This window comes from Sphingopyxis microcysteis, assembly GCF_012274265.1.
GTDB classification, from domain to species: Bacteria; Pseudomonadota; Alphaproteobacteria; order Sphingomonadales; family Sphingomonadaceae; genus Sphingopyxis; species Sphingopyxis microcysteis.
Genome location: NZ_JAANYY010000002.1, coordinates 933,122 through 949,721 on the forward strand (window position 1 = coordinate 933,122; position 16,600 = coordinate 949,721).

Annotated in this window: 11 protein-coding genes and 1 tRNA gene; 6 read left to right on the forward strand and 6 right to left on the reverse strand. The window is 65.1% G+C overall.

The features are described from left to right. Together G9408_RS04460 and G9408_RS04465 are read left to right on the forward strand one after the other, a co-directional pair. On the forward strand, positions 1–1,629 hold the full coding sequence (locus tag G9408_RS04460) for a TadG family pilus assembly protein (RefSeq protein WP_210423176.1): 1,629 nt from the start codon (positions 1–3) through the stop codon (positions 1,627–1,629). Positions 1,630–1,726: 97 nt separating this feature from the next. Further along, positions 1,727–2,623: a type II toxin-antitoxin system prevent-host-death family antitoxin gene (locus G9408_RS04465; protein ID WP_168452853.1), complete on the forward strand. Its 897-nt coding sequence runs from the start codon at positions 1,727–1,729 to the stop codon at positions 2,621–2,623. Here G9408_RS04465 and G9408_RS04470 read toward each other — a convergent pair. Beyond that, on the reverse strand, positions 2,620–3,696 hold the full coding sequence (locus G9408_RS04470) for an MBL fold metallo-hydrolase (protein WP_168452854.1): 1,077 nt from the start codon (positions 3,694–3,696) through the stop codon (positions 2,620–2,622). The two genes, G9408_RS04465 and G9408_RS04470, sit on opposite strands and share 4 nt — an antisense overlap. A 165-nt stretch (positions 3,697–3,861) precedes the next feature. Here G9408_RS04470 and G9408_RS04475 point away from each other — a divergent pair, with 165 nt between their 5' ends. Both G9408_RS04475 and G9408_RS04480 read left to right on the forward strand, forming a co-directional pair. Then, positions 3,862–5,055 carry an acyl-CoA dehydrogenase family protein gene (locus G9408_RS04475; RefSeq protein WP_168452855.1) on the forward strand — a complete coding sequence of 398 codons (1,194 nt, stop codon included), beginning with the start codon at positions 3,862–3,864 and terminating at the stop codon, positions 5,053–5,055. Between the two features lie 112 nt (positions 5,056–5,167). After that, the gene (locus G9408_RS04480; protein ID WP_168452856.1) at positions 5,168–6,307 is read left to right on the forward strand and encodes an acyl-CoA dehydrogenase family protein; all 1,140 of its coding nucleotides are present in this window, start codon (positions 5,168–5,170) and stop codon (positions 6,305–6,307) included. A gap of 303 nt (positions 6,308–6,610) precedes the next feature. Here the strand turns inward: G9408_RS04480 and G9408_RS04485 are convergent, their stop codons facing one another. The 5 genes from G9408_RS04485 to G9408_RS04505 all read right to left on the reverse strand — a co-directional run bounded on the left by G9408_RS04485 (position 6,611) and on the right by G9408_RS04505 (position 14,364). Continuing rightward, positions 6,611–9,094, reverse strand: a complete 2,484-nt coding sequence (locus tag G9408_RS04485) for a TonB-dependent receptor domain-containing protein (protein ID WP_168452857.1) — start codon at positions 9,092–9,094, stop codon at positions 6,611–6,613. A 2-nt stretch (positions 9,095–9,096) separates the two neighbouring features. Then, complete coding sequence (locus tag G9408_RS04490; RefSeq protein WP_168452858.1) at positions 9,097–10,029, reverse strand: FecR family protein; 933 nt, start codon at positions 10,027–10,029, stop codon at positions 9,097–9,099. Next, a complete protein-coding gene (locus G9408_RS04495) occupies positions 10,019–10,540 on the reverse strand; it encodes an RNA polymerase sigma factor (RefSeq protein WP_168452859.1) in 522 nt (173 codons plus the stop codon). The genes G9408_RS04490 and G9408_RS04495 overlap by 11 nt, the downstream gene beginning before the upstream one ends. Positions 10,541–10,773: 233 nt before the next feature. Beyond that, the gene (locus tag G9408_RS04500; RefSeq protein WP_168452860.1) at positions 10,774–13,986 is read right to left on the reverse strand and encodes an autotransporter outer membrane beta-barrel domain-containing protein; all 3,213 of its coding nucleotides are present in this window, start codon (positions 13,984–13,986) and stop codon (positions 10,774–10,776) included. Positions 13,987–14,274: 288 nt separating this feature from the next. After that, positions 14,275–14,364, reverse strand: a tRNA-Ser gene (locus tag G9408_RS04505). A 148-nt stretch (positions 14,365–14,512) separates the two neighbouring features. On the opposite strand from G9408_RS04505, the gene G9408_RS04510 reads away from it, so the two are divergent. Together G9408_RS04510 and G9408_RS04515 are read left to right on the forward strand one after the other, a co-directional pair. After that, entirely contained in the window at positions 14,513–15,574 is a 1,062-nt protein-coding gene (locus G9408_RS04510; RefSeq protein ID WP_408021861.1) for a lytic murein transglycosylase, read from the forward strand. After that, a complete protein-coding gene (locus tag G9408_RS04515) occupies positions 15,558–16,529 on the forward strand; it encodes a septal ring lytic transglycosylase RlpA family protein (RefSeq protein ID WP_168452862.1) in 972 nt (323 codons plus the stop codon). Before G9408_RS04510 ends, G9408_RS04515 begins: the two co-directional genes overlap by 17 nt. The last annotated feature ends 71 nt before the right edge of the window (positions 16,530–16,600 follow it).

The window sequence follows — 16,600 nt, forward strand, 5'->3', positions numbered from 1 at the left end:
ATGATGCCGCTCCCGTTTCTTTGCGGCTTGGGCCGCGATCGCCGCGCGGGGATCAGCATCGCGACCGCCTTCGCAATGACGATGCTGATCGGTGCCGCGGCGCTCGCGGTCGATGTCGGCTCGCTCTACCTCGACCGGCGCAAATTGCAGGGTATCGCTGACGCCGCCGCGATGGCGGCAGCCGGGCGACCGGGTGAGGAGCGGGCGGCGGCCGAACGGATCATCGCCGCCAATTGCGATTGCGGCATCCAGATCGCAGCGCTCACCACCGGCACCTATACGCCCGAAAGGACCGTGGCGGCCGAGCAGCGTTTTGCGCCCGGGGGAGTGTCGGCGAACGCCGTGCAGATCAGCCTGACCCGCAACCGCCCGCTCTACTTCGGCCGCTTCCTGACCGGCAGGAGCGACACCGTCATCCGCGCCACGGCCACCGGCGCGCGGCGCGGCTACGCGGCCTTTTCGCTCGGTTCGCGCGTCGCTGCGGTACACGGCGGCCTTCCCAACGCGCTGTTGTCGGGGCTGACCGGCAGCGAGCTCAGCCTGTCGCTGATGGATTATAACGCCCTCGCCAGCACCGAAATCGACTTGCTCGCCTTTTCCGAGGCGCTCCGGACCGAGATTGATGCCGATGTGCTGACCTTTGGCCAGACGCTCGACAGCCATGTTACGCTGCCGCAGGTCGTATCAGCGCTGGCCAGCGCATCGGATGGCCAAGCCGCAGGGGTGCTCGAACATATCGCCGGACGCGCCTTGCCGCGCAGCCTGCTGCCGTCGCGCGCGATCGATCTGGGGCCGCGCTCGTCGAGCATTCGCGTTGACCCCGCCAACCCCGTCAAAGTCAATGCGCTCAGCCTGCTGCGCGCGATGTTGTTGCTGAGCAACGCCAATCGCCAGGTCGACCTTTCGGTCGCGAGCGCGCTGCCGGGCGGGTCCGGGATCGACATCGCGCTGCTCATCGGCGAGCCGCCAGCCCATTCGCCGTTGATCGCGGTGACCGACACCAATCAGGTCGTCGTCCGCACCGCGCAGGTACGGCTCAAGATCGACACGAGGGTCCAGACCCTGCTTGCCAGCGTCCACGTCCCGGTGCTTGCCGAACTCGGCTCGGCATCGGCGCGGATTTCTGAGATCGATTGTGCTCCCGACAGCAGCGCGGCGGTGTCGCTCGCGGTGGTGACGTCGCCCGCCATGCTGGCGATCGGCACCGTCGACGCCGCCGATTTCCAGGACATGAAGCGCCCGCTCGATCCCGCACCGGCGCGCGTGGTGAAACTGCCGCTGGCCAGCGTCGACGCCGAGGCCGAACTGGTGCTTTCCGACCTCGCCGAAAAACCGGTCGCCTTTTCACGCCGCGATATCGACGATGGGCAAGTCAAGACCGTATCGAGCAGCGGCATGGTCGCCGGTGCCGCCCAATCGCTCGCCGACCGCATGGATCTTCGCGTCAATGTGCTGGGCATCGGGCTCAACCTCAACGCGCTGCGCTCCGCGGTCGCCGACGGCGTCGCGCTTGCCGCGCCCGTGGTCCACACCGTCATCGCCGACCTCACCGGGCTGCTCGGCGTGCATGTCGGGCAGGCCGACGCGCGGGTCAACGCGCTGCGCTGCGGGAAAGCGAAGCTGGTCTGATCCGCCAGACCGGCACCGGATCGGACGCACTTCGCGGCCAAGCTTTGGGAAAACGTCCCAATATACTCGCGAAGCATCGACATTTCGGGAGGTCAGTGTGGCGACGGCGCAGGAACCGCAGCGAGTATCGGCAGCCGATTTCATCCGCGGCTTTGCCAATTGGCGCCTTCAATCGGCGCGCGAGCCCGTCGTCGTGACGCACCATGGCAAGGATGCCCATGTGCTGATCTCGCTCGACGATTATCGTCGGCTCGATAGCGAGGCGAATGATGTCGCCGGGACCGCAGACCGCGTGCAACAATCGCTGGCGGGGCTGATCGAATCGATCCGCGACGGAGTGATCCTGATCGATCGGCAATGGCGGATCGTCGCCGCCAACCCGGCTGCCTGCGACATGCTCGAACGATCGTGCGCTGCGATGATCGGCGTGCCGCTGACGACCGCTGTGCCACGGATCGAACGCAGCATGCTGGCGCAGCATATCATCCGCCTGATCGACCATCGCGAGCGTTTTTCGGGCGAGTTGCCGGACATCTTGCGACCGCGCCAATGGCTGCGGATCGACCTTGTGCCGACCCCGACAGGCGGGGCGGTGATCCTGCGCGACGTCAGCGGTGCCATCGACGATTTTGCCGCAACCGATGCACGCGCCGCCCTGTTGAGCGCGGTCGAGGCGCAGGGCAGCATCGGACACGCCCGCATATCGGTGCGCGGAGCGGTCGAGGCGGCGAACGACACGCTACTCGTTATGCTCGGGGTCGATGCCGCCGCGATCCGGCGGGTGCGTTTTTCGGCGTTGTTGGCGGTCGGTGATCGGTCGGGTTTTTCTGAGGGACTGGAGGCGCTGTTCCGATCGGGCCAGCCCGTCTGCATTGCGTCCCAAATCGTGACGCGCGACGGCGACGCCATCGACGTCGATCTGACGATCGCCGAAGTCCGTGGACCTTATGCCAGCGATGGTGCGGTTGTTCTGGTCACCCGACGCGCTGCCTAGAACCAGCTGCCGCGTTCGATTGTCTCACCGCCAGCGGGCAGCGAGAAATATTGGCCGTCCTCGCCGACGATAATCGGCCCGTCGAAGTGACTTTCGGCGCCACCGAGAAACGCCGCATTGAGGTAGGACGACGGCATCGACGGCACGACATGGCTGAGCACCAGCATCTGGACCCCTGCGATGCGCGCGCTGTCGGCGGCTTGCGCCGGGCTGGCATGATAATCGAGGATATCGCGCATGATCTGTGCAGTCTGCTTGCGGCCCGCCTTGTCGAGCTTTGCCGCGAGCGTCTTGACCATCGCGGGGTTCAGTGCCTCGTGAATCAGAAGGTCAGCGCCTTTGGAAGCCACTTCCAGCGAGTTTGATGGTGCCGTGTCGCCACTGACGACGAGGCTGCGTCCCTTATAGTCGAACCGATAGCCCACCGACGGTTGGACCGGTCGGTGATCGACGGCAAAAGCGGTGACGCGAAGGCCGCCCGCGTCGTAGATGACCGTCGGTGCCGCCGGGAGCGCAAACGCGATCGCCGTCGCGCCGGCAGCCGCGGGGGGCGTGATCGCCTCGCCATGGTGCGCGGTGCGATAGCCATTATCGAGTGCGTAGGCGGCGTTGAACCCGGCAATAACCTGCTCGACACCCGACGGCCCATAAACGGGCAGGGGACTTCTGTTGTCGCTGGCGGTCCAGCGCAGCAGCATCATTGGCCCCATCCCGTCGACATGGTCCGAATGAAAATGGGTCAGGAACATCGCCTTGATGCGGCCATTGGGCAGGCCCATCTGCGCGATATTGCGCGCCGCGCCCTCTCCGGCATCAACAACAAATATCGCCTTGCCCGCGATCACGACAGTGCAGGCCGCCGCGCGCTCGCGGCTGGGAAGGGGAGAGCCGGTGCCGCAGAGACCGACGTGCAATCCATCGGGCAGATCCTTGAGCGTATCGCGCGCGGCGGCGCGGTCGACCGCGCGCTCGAACAGCCACAGGCCGATCGACCGCTGGAACAACCATGCGGAGAATACGGCGACACCAATGACCGCTGCCACCCAGAGCGCTGTACGCTTGCCTTTTGTCATGTCCCATCCCCCCAACTTTGTCCGTCCGTGACGAATGCACGCGCTGGACAAGCGGCGATGTTACGCGCAATCATTGGGCCAAGGAAAGTTGCAAGTCGCAACTTGCCGTTTACGTAAAGGTGAGCGCGCAGTATAAGCGCGCCATTACCCAATGGGAGATTCGTGATGGACATGGAATTCAGCCCCGAAGATCTCGCCTTCCAGCAGGAAGTGCGCGACTTCATCGCCGAAAATTACCCCGCCGAACTGCGTGAGAAGCAGGATGAGGGCGAGGAGATGTCCAAGGAGGATTTCCTCGTCTGGCACAAGATCCTGCACAAGAAGGGCTGGATCGCACCCGCATGGCCGGTCGAATATGGCGGCACCGGCTGGACCCCGACGCAGCGGTTCATCTGGTCGGAGGAAACCGCGCGCGCCGACTGCATTCGCCTGATGCCCTTTGGTCTCGCGATGGTTGGCCCGGTGATCTACACCTTTGGCACGCCCGAACAGAAGGTCCATTTCCTGCCGCGTATCCTGTCGGGCGAGGATTGGTGGTGTCAGGGCTATTCGGAACCGGGTTCGGGATCGGACCTTGCTTCGCTTCGCACGACGGCGGTCCGCGACGGCGACGATTATATCGTCAACGGGCAAAAGACCTGGACGACGCTCGCGCAGCACGCCGACTGGGGATTTTTCCTCGTGCGCACCGACAAGGACGCCAAGCAGCAGGAGGGAATTTCGTTCCTGCTCATCGACATGAAGTCGCCCGGTATCACCGTGCGCCCGATCATCACCTTGGGCGGCGAGCATGAGGTCAACGAGGTATGGCTGGAGGATGTCCGCGTCCCCGTCGCCAACCGCGTTTACGAGGAAAACAAGGGCTGGACTTGCGCCAAATTCCTGCTCGCGCATGAACGCACCGGCATCGCGGGCGTTGCTGCCTCGAAGCGCGGGATCGAAAAGGTCAAGGCCATCGCCCGCACCGAGGTCGACGGCGACAAGCCGCTGCTCGCCAACGCCTTCTTCAAGCGCAAGGTCGCCGAGCTGGAAGTCGATCTGGCGGCGCTCGAATTTACCGAGCTGCGCAGCCTTGGCGGCCCAAATGCCGGGCGTGGCCCGGGGCCGGAATCGAGCCTCCTCAAGATCAAGGGATCGGAAATCCAGCAGCGCTTGACCGAATTGTCGCTGGAGGCCGTCGGCCATTATGGCGCGCCCTATTTCCGCGGTTTTGGCGAGGGCGATAACGAACATCCGATCGGCCCCGACTACGCGCACCGCGCCGCGCCGACCTATTTCAACATGCGCAAGACGACGATCTATGGCGGATCGAACGAGATTCAGCGCAACATCATCGCAAAGATGGTGCTCGGCCTCTAATCGGAAAACAGCCGTCACCCCGGCGAAGGCCGGGGTCTCGACCTCTAGCCATGACGCAACGGTGAGATCCCGGCCTTCGCCGGGATGACGATCAAGTTCAGGGACGACGATAATGGATTTCACCTATACCGAAACGCAGGACATGATCCGCGACACGCTGTCGCGCTTCCTCAGCGACACCTATGATTTTGAAACGCGCCAGAAGTTCATCAATTCGGACAGCGGTCGCGATCCGGCGATCTGGACCGCCCTGGCGCAGGAGCTCGGCATGCTCGGCGCAGCCTTTGACGAGGACCATGGCGGCCTCGGCGGCGGCGCGCTCGAAAATGCGATCGTGATGGAGGAATTGGGCAAGGTCATCGGGATCGAACCCTATCTGCCGACCGTCGTCATCGCGGGCGGCGCGCTGAAAGCCGTCGGCGGGGCGCAGGCTGATGCGTTGATCCCGGAGATTATCGCGGGCAATGCGATCATCGCCTTCGCCTATGCTGAGCCGCAAGGCCGCTACGACCTCGCCATTTTGCGCACGACCGCCAAGAAAGATGGCGCGGGCTATGTGCTGAACGGGCACAAGGGCGTCGTCTATGCCGCGCCCTGGGCGACGCATCTGCTCGTTACCGCGCGTACCGGCGGTGGCCAGCGCGACCGCGAGGGCGTGTCGCTATTCCTGATCGACGCCAATCTGCCCGGTATCGTGCGCCGGGACTATCCGACCGTCGATGGCAGCCGCGCGTCGGAAATCTATTTCGAAAATGTCGCGATCCCCGGCGACGCGCTGCTCGGCGGCGAAGGCACCGGCCTGCCGCTGGTCGAACAGATCGTCGATGAAGCGACCGTCGCGGTGTGCGCCGAAGCGACCGGCGTCATGCAGAAACTACACGAAGGCACGCTGGAATATACGCAGCAGCGCAAGCAGTTCGGCATTCCGATCGCCAAGTTCCAGGTGCTGCAGCACCGCATGGTCGACATGTTCATGGAAGTCGAACAGGCGCGTTCGATGACGATCATGGGCGTACTGAAGCTCGGCCTGCCCGCGAACGAACGCATGGCCGCGGTTTCGGCCGCCAAGGCGAAGGTCGCGCGCGGCGCCAAATTTGTCGGCCAGAACGCGATCCAAACGCATGGCGGCATCGGCATCACGCAGGAATTGGCGATCGGCCACTATTTCAAGCGCGCGACGTTGATCGAAGCCCAGTTCGGCAGCCATGACTATCACATGGACCGTTACGAACGGCTTGTGCTGGCGGATTGATCCAACGAACCCCTCTCGGGTGGAGAGGGGGCATAAACGACGGTAATGGCAGGAACCGCCCGATTGCGGACATAGCCGATCCTCCCCCAACGGGGGAGGGGGACCACCCGAAGGGTGGTGGAGGGGCACAGGAGGTTGCCGCGACGCCGGGTTGGAAGAGCCAAGCGTTCCGGGAACGTAGCAATGGAGCACGACTTCGGCGGCAAGGCAAACCGATGGTGCCCCTCCACCAGCTTCGCTGGTCCCCCTCCCCGTTCCGGGGAGGATCGCTCCGTCCGCACTCCACCCCAAAGCCGACATTCGCTAATACGCCACATCCACCGCGATCCGCAGCGTCCTTGGCCGCAGCGGGGTCATGAAACCTTCGTTACCCTCGACAAACGGCGTCCCCAGCGAAAAGCGGTTGCCGCGCGAATCGAACAGATTGGTCAGCGTCAGCGACAGTCCGCGCCGTTCATTGCCGACGCGCATTGCCAGTCCGGTGTCGATATAGTCGCCCTGGCTTTCGCCCAGCACCGGCCCGATCCCCAGCCGTGACGGTCCGACATAATTGGCCCAGCCATTGACGCGAAAATCCTCGTCGCCGATCACGGTAGCATAATTGACCGATCCGCGCACCGCATGGCTGGCGACGTTGGGAATGCGGCCCAGTCGCGCGGGCGCTGCGGCAAATACCGGCAGGATTTCCAGCGCCAGATCGTCGACGCGGCTGTGGTTATAGACTGCGCCGAGTTCAAAGGTCAGTGCCTCGGTCGGGCGCATCGCCAGCGCGCCCGAAACGCTGGTGATCCGGCCATCGCCGATATTGGCGGTGGTCGGAAAGCCTGTGCTGTCGATGAAATCGGCCTGGATGTTGCGCCAACGGCTGTGCGACACTGCAATGCTGGCATCGAACAGGCTTTGCCCCTTGTCGCCGAAGCGTACACCCGCCTCCCACGTCCGCACCTGATCGTTCAGGAAGCGCCGCACGAAATTGCCATCGACCGCAAGCCCACCGGGCCGGAACCCCTCTTGATAGCGCGCGTAGAGGCGCAGGTTATGCAGCGGCGTCGCGAGCAGGGAGAAGGAGGGCAGCAGGTCGGTTTCGCTTCGCGACGCGGTCGTCGCGCGGCCCGCCTGGGCGAGCGCGAACGACACGCCTTCCGCCATCCCGCCCAGTCGCGCGTGCGACAGGCGGACGCCGCCCGCCGCGATCAGGTTCGGCGTCACTTCGACCGTCGCCTCGGCATAGCCCGTGACTTCGGAAATTTTGTTGGTGACGCCGGGGAGGACCGCGCGCAGCGCGCCATAGCGATATTCGCGGTTCTGCCGCGCGCGATTGTCGATGAAGCTCGCGCCGATCACCCAGCCCAACCCGTCATGATAGGGACGCGACAAGCGGTTTTCGCTGACGAACATTCGCGTCGCGTTGCGCTGGTCGAGCACGCGGGGCACCGTGCTGAGCGGGATAACCTGGATTGGTGCGAACAGGCGCTCGACATCGACCGCGCCGCTCGAGACGACCGATCCGGGCGGCGCTTCTGGCAGGCTGGCGTCGAAGCGTTCGAACAGGCGATGGTCGACAAAGGCGTTCGACGACTGGAAATGCAGACCGTCCCAGTCTTTCATCACCACCATCGTACCGAGCCCGTAACGCGCCGAGGCATTCTGCTCGACCATCGAATTGCGCGTCAGCGGGTCGGCCGCCTTGTCGGCATATTGTGCGTCGTTCGATTTGATCGACTGGTAAACGCCGCCCAGATCGACGGTCCAGTCATCGCCAGCGTCGAAGCGAAAGGCCGCGCGGCCGCCGCGCACATGGACGCGGTTGACGTCATTCTGTCCCCGTAGCGGGTTATCGATATAGCCGCCGTCGGTCAGCATATAGCCGACGAGACGTAGCGCATGGCCGTTGTCGCCCACCGGCAGATTGGCGATCGCGGCGATGTCGCCGCCGGGGTCGCCATGCTGGGTGACCGAGACGCCTGCGATCGCCTGCACCGACATCGCGCGCGGATCGGGCGATTTGGGGACGACGCGGATGATGCCGCCGAGCGATCCGGCACCATAGAGCGTGCCCTGCGGTCCTTCGAGGATTTCGACATTGTCGACGTCATAAAGACGCAGATCGGGATCGGGGGCGTTATAGCTGAGCCGGATGTCGCCCAGATATTGCCCGACGGTCGATTGCGTCGGGCCGGTGAAGCTGGAATCGGCGATGCCGCGAATGAACAGCTTGTTGCGCCCCGACCCCAGATGCGTCGACGAGACGGTCGCGGTCCGCGACAGGATCGATTCCATTCCGCGTTCGCCGCCAAACGCCAAATCGCCGCCACTCAATTGGGTGACGACGCCGGCAAAATGCGAATAGGGCAGGTCGGTTTTCGACGCGGTGACGATGATCTCGTCCTGCGCCGCGGCGATCATATCCTGCGAAGGTTCGCGCGCGCGCGGCTGCGGCATCTGCCGCGGCGGCGGGGCGGGGCGGTGGGCGACACGCGGCGCAAGCGGACGGCGTTCGATACGCCAGCTCGTGGCCGAGACACGGATCGCGCGGGCGTCGGAACCGCTCAACAGCCGCTGGATCGCTTGCTCGACGCTCATCCGTCCGCGTACCCGTTTGACCCGCGCTTGCCACAGTTTCGCGTCAACGACGCTGATGCTCACCCCGGCCTGCCGACTGATCACCGGCAGGGCGGTCGACAGGCTCCCTTTCGGTACGTCGAACGTGCGTTCCTCCGCCGCCAAGGCCTGCGCGGGGAGGGCCAGCAGCGTCGCAGCGGCGACAAGGGCAAGGCGCGGGTGCATCGTCAGCGGGTCAATATCCAGCCGTCGCCCTGTCGCTGCGCCTTTGTTCCCGACAAGGCGGCAAGATCGGCGATCGTACGACCGCGGTTCTTGTCAATGATCAGCGCGCCGCGAAACGACAGGTCGGCGGCCACAGGTGCGATCCGAACGTCCATTCCCGCGGTTCGCTTCAGATCTTCGGCGACCACCGCGAGCGGCGCGCCGTTGTAAACCAGCAGCCCGCTACGCCAGCCGCCGATGCTGGCCACATCGACGTCCTGCACGACCGGCGCCTTTCGATCATTATCACGGACCTCGATCGCCTTGCCCGCGACCAGGCGAACCTTGTCGCGATCGGGGTTGTAAAGAACGATACCCTCCGAAACGGCGACCGACGTCTGGCGCTCGCGCCGAACGACGTTGAACGCGGTTCCCAGATCGACGATCCGGTTGCCGCCCGTTTCGACGACAAAGGGATCGTTATCGCGGTGGACGACGTGGAACATCGCCTCACCGCTTTCCAGACGAGCAAAGCGCGGGCGATCCTTGTCGATTTCGACCACCGACCCGCCATTGATCTCGATCCGCGATCCGTCGGCAAGCTCGATCGTGCGCTGCTCGCCCGCCGCGGTTTCGATCCGATCGGCGCTACCGAAGGGATTGAGGGTCGATAGCCCGACCACCGCGACCAAGGCCGCCGCCATGGCGCCGCCAAACCAGCCACGGCGTGACGCACGCAGCGGCGTGGTCGGCACCGTCGCGGCCATGGGCTTAACCGCCGGAGGCAGCGCGCCAAGATCCTGATCGAGGCTGGCGACGGTATCGTAGATGGCGGCATGGTCAGGATCCTCGCCGAGCCAGTCGGTAAAGCCGTCCCAATCGTCGAACGCCGGGTCGCGCTGGCGGATCAGCCAGTCGATGGCGCGCGCTTCAATGCTGTCGATATCAGGACGCATCGAACTGTCTCCGTAACGCGGCAAGCATCGCATACACCTTGCGCAAATCGGCTTCGACTGTGCTCAGGCTGACCCCCATTTCACTGGCAATATCGCGTTGATTGGCGCCGTCGACGCGGAACCGGCGAAAGATGCGGGCGGCGCGTTCGCCGCTACCCGCAATCGCCGCCTCGACCAGCGCGAGCTGCTCGCGCGAGATCAGTGCGATCTCTGCCGACGGGGCGTGGGTGGCCGCCGTCTCTCCCCAGGCTTGATCGCGCAGCGCGCTTTGCCGTGCCGAGCGATAGCGGTCGAGCATCAGATTGTTGGCGGCGCGCATGACATAGGGCAGGGGATCGGCGATCGGCCCCGCCGGACGATCGGTCAGCCGCATCCACAAATCCTGGAACAGATCCTCAGCCGCATCCCCCGCGCCGCGCGCCAGCAAGAAACGGACGATCCGATCGCGGTTGGCGAGCAATACGCCTTCGATGCCTTGCGCGGCATCGGTTCGGTCGTTCGAACTGGTCATCGATTGCTTGCTCTGGAACGCCATCTTTTGCCGGTTGGCGCCGCCCCGGCGCGCGCCATAGCTTCCCCTGATGCCGCCGTCATATAGCGGCCAAGTCCCACCGCGCAACCGCGGTGCCGGACGAGAGGGAAGGGGTTGTGCAAACATCGGCGTCTTGTTTCATTTCTGTCTAAGCAAGGGGGAGGCGGGGGTAGGGAGGTGCCTCCCCCTTGCACGCGGGGCCGGCCGGGGGGCTAGAGGCCGACCCGCAGACTCGCACGGAACGCCCAGCCGATATGGCTTTGCTGTTCCTCCGCGGACACTTCACCGGCGACCTGAAAGGCCGAATTGCCGGCGATGCCACGGAGACGGCCGACCCAGCCGCTCGTGCGATCATCAGGGATAAGCGTGAACGGCGTGCCGTCCTTGAACGACGCCGTCGTCGCGCCGAGCGTGCCGCCGACGATCTGGCGACGGCCGCCTTCGATTTCGAAGCGCGTCCAGCCGTCATATTGGTCAAGGCCGCCGAAATCCATGCCGAGCGCCACGGTGCCCGACACCGCCAGCTCATCGCTGTCACGCCCCAGCACCTTCAGGTCGAGCGCGTCGCCACCGCCGGTTTCCTGATAGCCCTTTTCGGTCAGTTTGAAGTAATCGACCGCAACCATCGGGCGGATCGTGATCCCCCCGGCGCGGGCGTCATAGGCGAGCGAGCCCGACGCCGACCACAGGGTACCGTCCCATTTCCCCTTCATCGTCTTCTCGATGTCGTCAGCGCCCGCCTCGGCGCTGAAGATGCGGGTGCCTTTCATCTTGATCGGCGCGCCCGAGACGCGGGCGTTGGCCATGAAGCCCTTCGACCGCAGGCGCCAATGCAGGGCGCCCTCGAACTGGCTTGTGCTGACCTCGTTCGCATTGCTGCCGTTGCTGTCCTTGCCGCTCAGAAAAGCGACCGAACCACCGAAGTTGCCGATGTCGCTCTTGATCTCCGCGCCGAGCCCGATGCCCCAGCCGCTGACGTCATAGCTCGCGGTATCGCCGACGCTCTTCGACGTACCCCAGACGGCCTGGTTCACCCAATAACCCCATTTTCCCTCGTCCTGGAACGGCGCGTTGGGGTCTTGCAAATGACGCGACAGCGCGCGCGAGCCAGAGGTCACCGTCTCGAACACGCCGCCCTCATGCTCGGGCAGCATCTGGCCCAGCTGGCTGCGGAACTGATCGCCGCTGGTGATCCCCAGGAACACGTCCTCGATCTTCTGATCGGCGACCACGGCATCGAGCACCGCGTCGAACGCGCCCGCTTCCGACCGATTGAGCCCGAGTTCGGACGTGCTCTTGCGCGATACATCGACGATCAGCTGCGTCGCGTTCGACGTCAACGTGCCTTTGTAGAGGAACGGCAGCAGCGTTTGCGACGCGGTGAGATTGTTCGCGCCGGTCAGCGTACCGGCGGTCAGGACGACGTGCCGACCTTCGGCCTGTTCGATGCTCGACAGGCGCAGCGCCAGCTTGGATTCGGCGCCAAAGCTTGCGTTGCCCGTGACCTGCAACGCCGTGCCGGTGCTGCCGGTGTCGAGCAGCACGCCCAGCGTTCCTTTGTCGGTGACCGCCAGCGATGCAATCCGCGCTGCGCCCGTGACGTCAAAGGTGCCGCCGCCGACCGAGACGGCGAGTCCCTGCGCATTGGCCAGCGAGCCCGAGAAGATCGAGGTACCGCCGATGCTGAGCGTATCGGCGCCACCACCGAAATCGACCGCACCGGTGAATTTCGACGTGCCGACCAGCGCCATGCTGTCGTTCCCGGCGCCAAAGCGCGCGTTGCCGGTGTAAATCGCGTCACCCGACAGCGCGAGGCGGTTGTTGCCGCCGCCAAAGAAGCTGTTCCCCTTCACCGACCCGTCGGCGATGTCGAACACGTCGTTGCCGCCGCCAAAGCGAACGTCGCCGACGATGCTGGGGGCGGTGACGCCCGACGCAACCGCGGTCTGCTTCACGGTAGCGCCCGCGGCATTGGCCGACAGGTCGATCGCGATATTGCGATCCGATGTGGCGAGCGCGCCGGTGGCGCTGATCGTGCCGCTGTTTTCGACCGTGGCGACGGTGCCCGACAGATCCACAATCGCGCGCGCGGTGCCATTGTCGCCGCCGGTCTTAGCCGCGATCAAGCCGCTGTTGCGGATCAACGCGACGTTGCCTCCCGCTTCGACCAGCACCGCGGTCGCAACCGAACTCGCGACGTTGTCTGCGGTCGTCGCCTCGACCTTGCCCGCGTTGCGCAGTTCGGGGGTCGTCGCACCGCTGCCGATCCGGATCGCGGTTGCCGCGACATCTTTCGACAGCGCCGCGACGCTGCCCGTCGCGCCAATACCGATCCCGCCTGCGATGGTCACGGCGCCGCCAAGGCCGCCGATCTGCATCCCGTTGCCGTCCTTGCCCGCATAAAGGCCGTTGCCGATCACGCCGCCATCGATGATCAGGCCGAAGCCGGTGCCGGTTCCCGCGACCGGGCCGATCGTCACGCTTTGCGTTGCCGACCCGATACGCACCGCCGCCGCCGAACCGAAGGACCGCACCGCGGCGCTGCCTTCCTTGTCGTCGGGGATGCCGTCCTTGTCCTCGTCATTGTCGGTCGTGCTCGTATCCTTCGGCGGGACCGCAAGGATAATGCCGCCGGTCACATTTCCCTCGACCGACAGCGCCGGACCGCCGATCAGCAGGTCGTCGGCGTCGAGCTTCGACGGGTCGGCGGGCGGCGTCGTGAAGCGGTAACCGGTCGCGGTCAGATTGCCCTGAACGACGAGCGCGCCGGTGATGTTGCCCGCCAGCCGCGCAGCTGTGGCGTCGAGGCCGGTCGCGGTGATCGTCCCGGCTAACCGGACGTTGCCGGTCACATCCTGCAAGCCGACGCCGAGCGCGCGGTCGCCCAGCACAGAGATGGTGCCGTCGTTCGTGAAATTGCCCGTCAGCGGCCCGCCGAGGCGAATGCCTGCCGAATCATTGCCCTCGATCGTGATCGCGCCGCTGTTGACGATATTCCCGGTAAAGGCGCCGAGTGTCGCAATGCCGACGCGGTTGCTGCCCAGCGCAAAAGCGCCATCGATGTCGCCATCATTGTCGATGTCGGTCGGCGCATAGGGTTCGTCGAGGATGATCTTGCCCGTCGCGGCATTGGTGATCGCGCCGACCGTCCCCGCATTGGCGACGATTCCTCGCGCGCCGTTGACGTTGCTGATCTCGATCGTGCCTTCGTTGATCACCTTGTGATTGCTGTCGATGGTGACCGCAGCGCCGCCCGCGGGTTTTACCGAACCCGTCGAGGTAACCTTGATATCGTCGGGCGCGCCCGATTTGATCGTCGACGTCCGCACCGGCGCCGTGGTCGCGGTGGTGATCGTCGTTTCCGCTTGGGCTGCGGTCGAAAGCAGGGCGGCCAGACAGGTGGTGGCCAGCAAGGTATTGCGCATCGGGTTCCTCTTGTGATCGGAGCCGGGATGTCATCCCGGCGACAACCACAAGACGGAGCGGGGGCGGCACAGCCTTGAACAAAAATCGCGCGCTTCAAAGCCGCCCGGACATCGGGTTTACCATAGGCAACCCGCCTGATATGGCCGACCGCGCTACGGGGGGCAAAAACATAAGGTCGCCGTGGCATTTCGCCGCGACCGTTTCGGACGTTGGGCCTGGGGTAGCGTCCACTCTGCACCGGGCATCGCGGTAATTTGCGAAACGCTGCATGCTGTTTGTGCATGCCGTGGCGGACAGGGTGGGATTCGAACCCACGGTGAGCTTGTACCCACGGCGGTTTTCAAGACCGCTGCCTTAAACCACTCGGCCACCTGTCCGCTTGGCCGCCGCCATAGCGCGCGGATGCGCTGCGGCAAGAAAAACCTTGTCGGCTCGGCCCGCCGCGCGAATGACTCGGCTCGTCCCGCCCTTGCCTAGCCAAGCCGCTCGCATCTGTGCGAGACACGCCCTATGGGTGGGAGCATCATGCACGCTATCAGTTTAAAAATCGGACGCCTTTTCGCTGTCACCACTGCCATTCTGTCGGCATGGCTGCTCACCGCATCGGCGCCGCTGCATGCGCAAAGCGGCGACAGCGGCTTCGATGCCTATGTCCAGTCGCTGTGGCCCAAGGCGCAGGCGCGCGGCGTGTCGCGGCAGGTGTTCGACCGGGTTACCGCCGGTCTGCGCTACAACCCGCGCGTGGTCGCGCTCGACCGCGACAATCTGGGTAGCCCGCCGACCAACGACACCCCGATCCCGAATTTCGCGCCCTACAAGGCAAAGCATGTCGATGCGGCGCGGATCGGCGGCGGGCGCCGCGTCCACGACCGCTTGCTGCCCTTGCTGTCGCGCATCGAAGCACGCACCGGGGTGCCGACGAGCATCATGATCGCGATTTACGGCCACGAGACCGCTTATGGTCAGGTCACGGGCAATTTCGACCTTCCCGAAGCGCTCGCGACACTGGCCTATGAAGGACGGCGCCGCAGCCTGTTCGAACCCGAGTTCCTCGCGACGCTGGAAATGGTTCAGCGCGGGGTGCCGCGCGAAGTCTTGAAGGGCAGTTGGGCGGGCGCCTTCGGCTATCCGCAGTTTCTGCCGTCGGTCTATCTGGCGGTCGCCGAGGATGGCGACGGCGACGGACGCGCCAATATCTGGTCGAGCGAGGCCGACGCGATCGAATCGATCGGGGCCTATCTGCGCCGCGCCGGCTGGCGCGCCGGGCAGCCGTGGGGCGTCGCGGTAACCGTACCAAATGGCTTTGACCGCAATCGTTTTGCCAGCCGCCTGACCCCCACCCGCTGCCCCCGCGTTTTTGCCCGCCACAGCCGCTGGCGCTCGATGGCCGAATGGCGCGCCGACGGCATCCAGCCGATCAGCGGGCGCTGGCCCGACGGACAGGTTCAGGCGGTTCTGCTCGAACCCGATGGGCCGGGACGAACCGCCTATTTGCTGACCGGTAACTATCGTGCGATATTGGACTATAATTGTTCCAATTTTTACGCACTATCAGTGGGGTTGCTGGCGGATGAAATCGATCGGTAGAAAAACGGCGCTGATGGCCGGGGCGATGCTGATGCTCGCCGGATGCGGCAGTTTTGGCGGCGAGCGCACGGGCGGTCCAACCGCCAGCCCGACACCGGCCCAATCCGTCGGCGGCGTGAGCGATACGCCAGTCAAGATCGGCGATCCCTATACGATCGCAGGCACCACCTACACTCCCGCGGATATCGCCGATTATGACGATGTCGGTTACGCCAGTTGGTATGGCGACGAACTCGCTGGACGGCCGACCGCCAATGGCGAGACGTTCGATCCCGCCGGAATCAGCGCCGCGCACAAGACGTTGCCGCTGCCGAGCTATGTCGAAGTGACCGCGCTCGACACCGGACGGACAATCCTGGTGCGCATCAACGATCGCGGGCCGATGGTCGGCGACCGGCTGATTGACCTGTCGCGCGGCGCCGCCGAACAGCTGGGCCTGACCGACGGCGTATCCGCGGTTCGGGTCCGCCGCACCAACCCGCCCGTCGCCGAGCGGGCGCAACTGCGCGCAGGCCGCGCGGTTCCAGAGCGGATCGCGACGCCCGACTCATTGCTGTCGATCCTGCGCACCAAGCTCAAAGCGATGCCGGCACCGAAAGCGCCGACAGCCGCGCCGCCGGTCGAAGTGCAGCCCGCGGCGCCCATTGCATCGGGAAAAGCGAAGCCCGGCGATGACCGGCTTGCGGTTGAAAAACCAAAGCCTGCGGCCAAACCCGCAACACCCGCCAAGCCCGTTCCCGCGGTGTCTGGAAAATTCGTCGTCCAGGTTGGCGCTTTCAGCAGCGAAAGCCGCGCCGATGCCGCCGCAAAGTCAGTGGGCGGCACGGTCAGCAAGGCCGGAAATCTCTGGCGCGTGCGAATGGGCCCCTTTGCGAGCGACGCCGAAGCGCGCACCGCGCTCGGCACGGCGAAGGCGAAAGGCTTCCGCGACGCGGTGGTCCAGCGCGATCGCTGACGGGCGCCACGTGCGAGAGACTACAAAGCAAAGCGTCGCGATTTTCGCAGCCAGCCTACTGGCTTCGGCGA

Coding starts and splice junctions, on each gene's coding strand:
- G9408_RS04470 (WP_168452854.1), bottom strand. CDS start 3,696: ATGACAAAAGGCAAGCGTACAGCGCTCTGGGTGGCAGCGGTCATTGGT.
- G9408_RS04510 (WP_408021861.1), top strand. CDS start 14,513: ATGCACGCTATCAGTTTAAAAATCGGACGCCTTTTCGCTGTCACCACT.
- G9408_RS04495 (WP_168452859.1), bottom strand. CDS start 10,540: ATGACCAGTTCGAACGACCGAACCGATGCCGCGCAAGGCATCGAAGGC.
- G9408_RS04480 (WP_168452856.1), top strand. CDS start 5,168: ATGGATTTCACCTATACCGAAACGCAGGACATGATCCGCGACACGCTG.
- G9408_RS04515 (WP_168452862.1), top strand. CDS start 15,558: ATGAAATCGATCGGTAGAAAAACGGCGCTGATGGCCGGGGCGATGCTG.
- G9408_RS04490 (WP_168452858.1), bottom strand. CDS start 10,029: ATGCGTCCTGATATCGACAGCATTGAAGCGCGCGCCATCGACTGGCTG.
- G9408_RS04460 (WP_210423176.1), top strand. CDS start 1: ATGATGCCGCTCCCGTTTCTTTGCGGCTTGGGCCGCGATCGCCGCGCG.
- G9408_RS04475 (WP_168452855.1), top strand. CDS start 3,862: ATGGACATGGAATTCAGCCCCGAAGATCTCGCCTTCCAGCAGGAAGTG.
- G9408_RS04485 (WP_168452857.1), bottom strand. CDS start 9,094: ATGCACCCGCGCCTTGCCCTTGTCGCCGCTGCGACGCTGCTGGCCCTC.
- G9408_RS04500 (WP_168452860.1), bottom strand. CDS start 13,986: ATGCGCAATACCTTGCTGGCCACCACCTGTCTGGCCGCCCTGCTTTCG.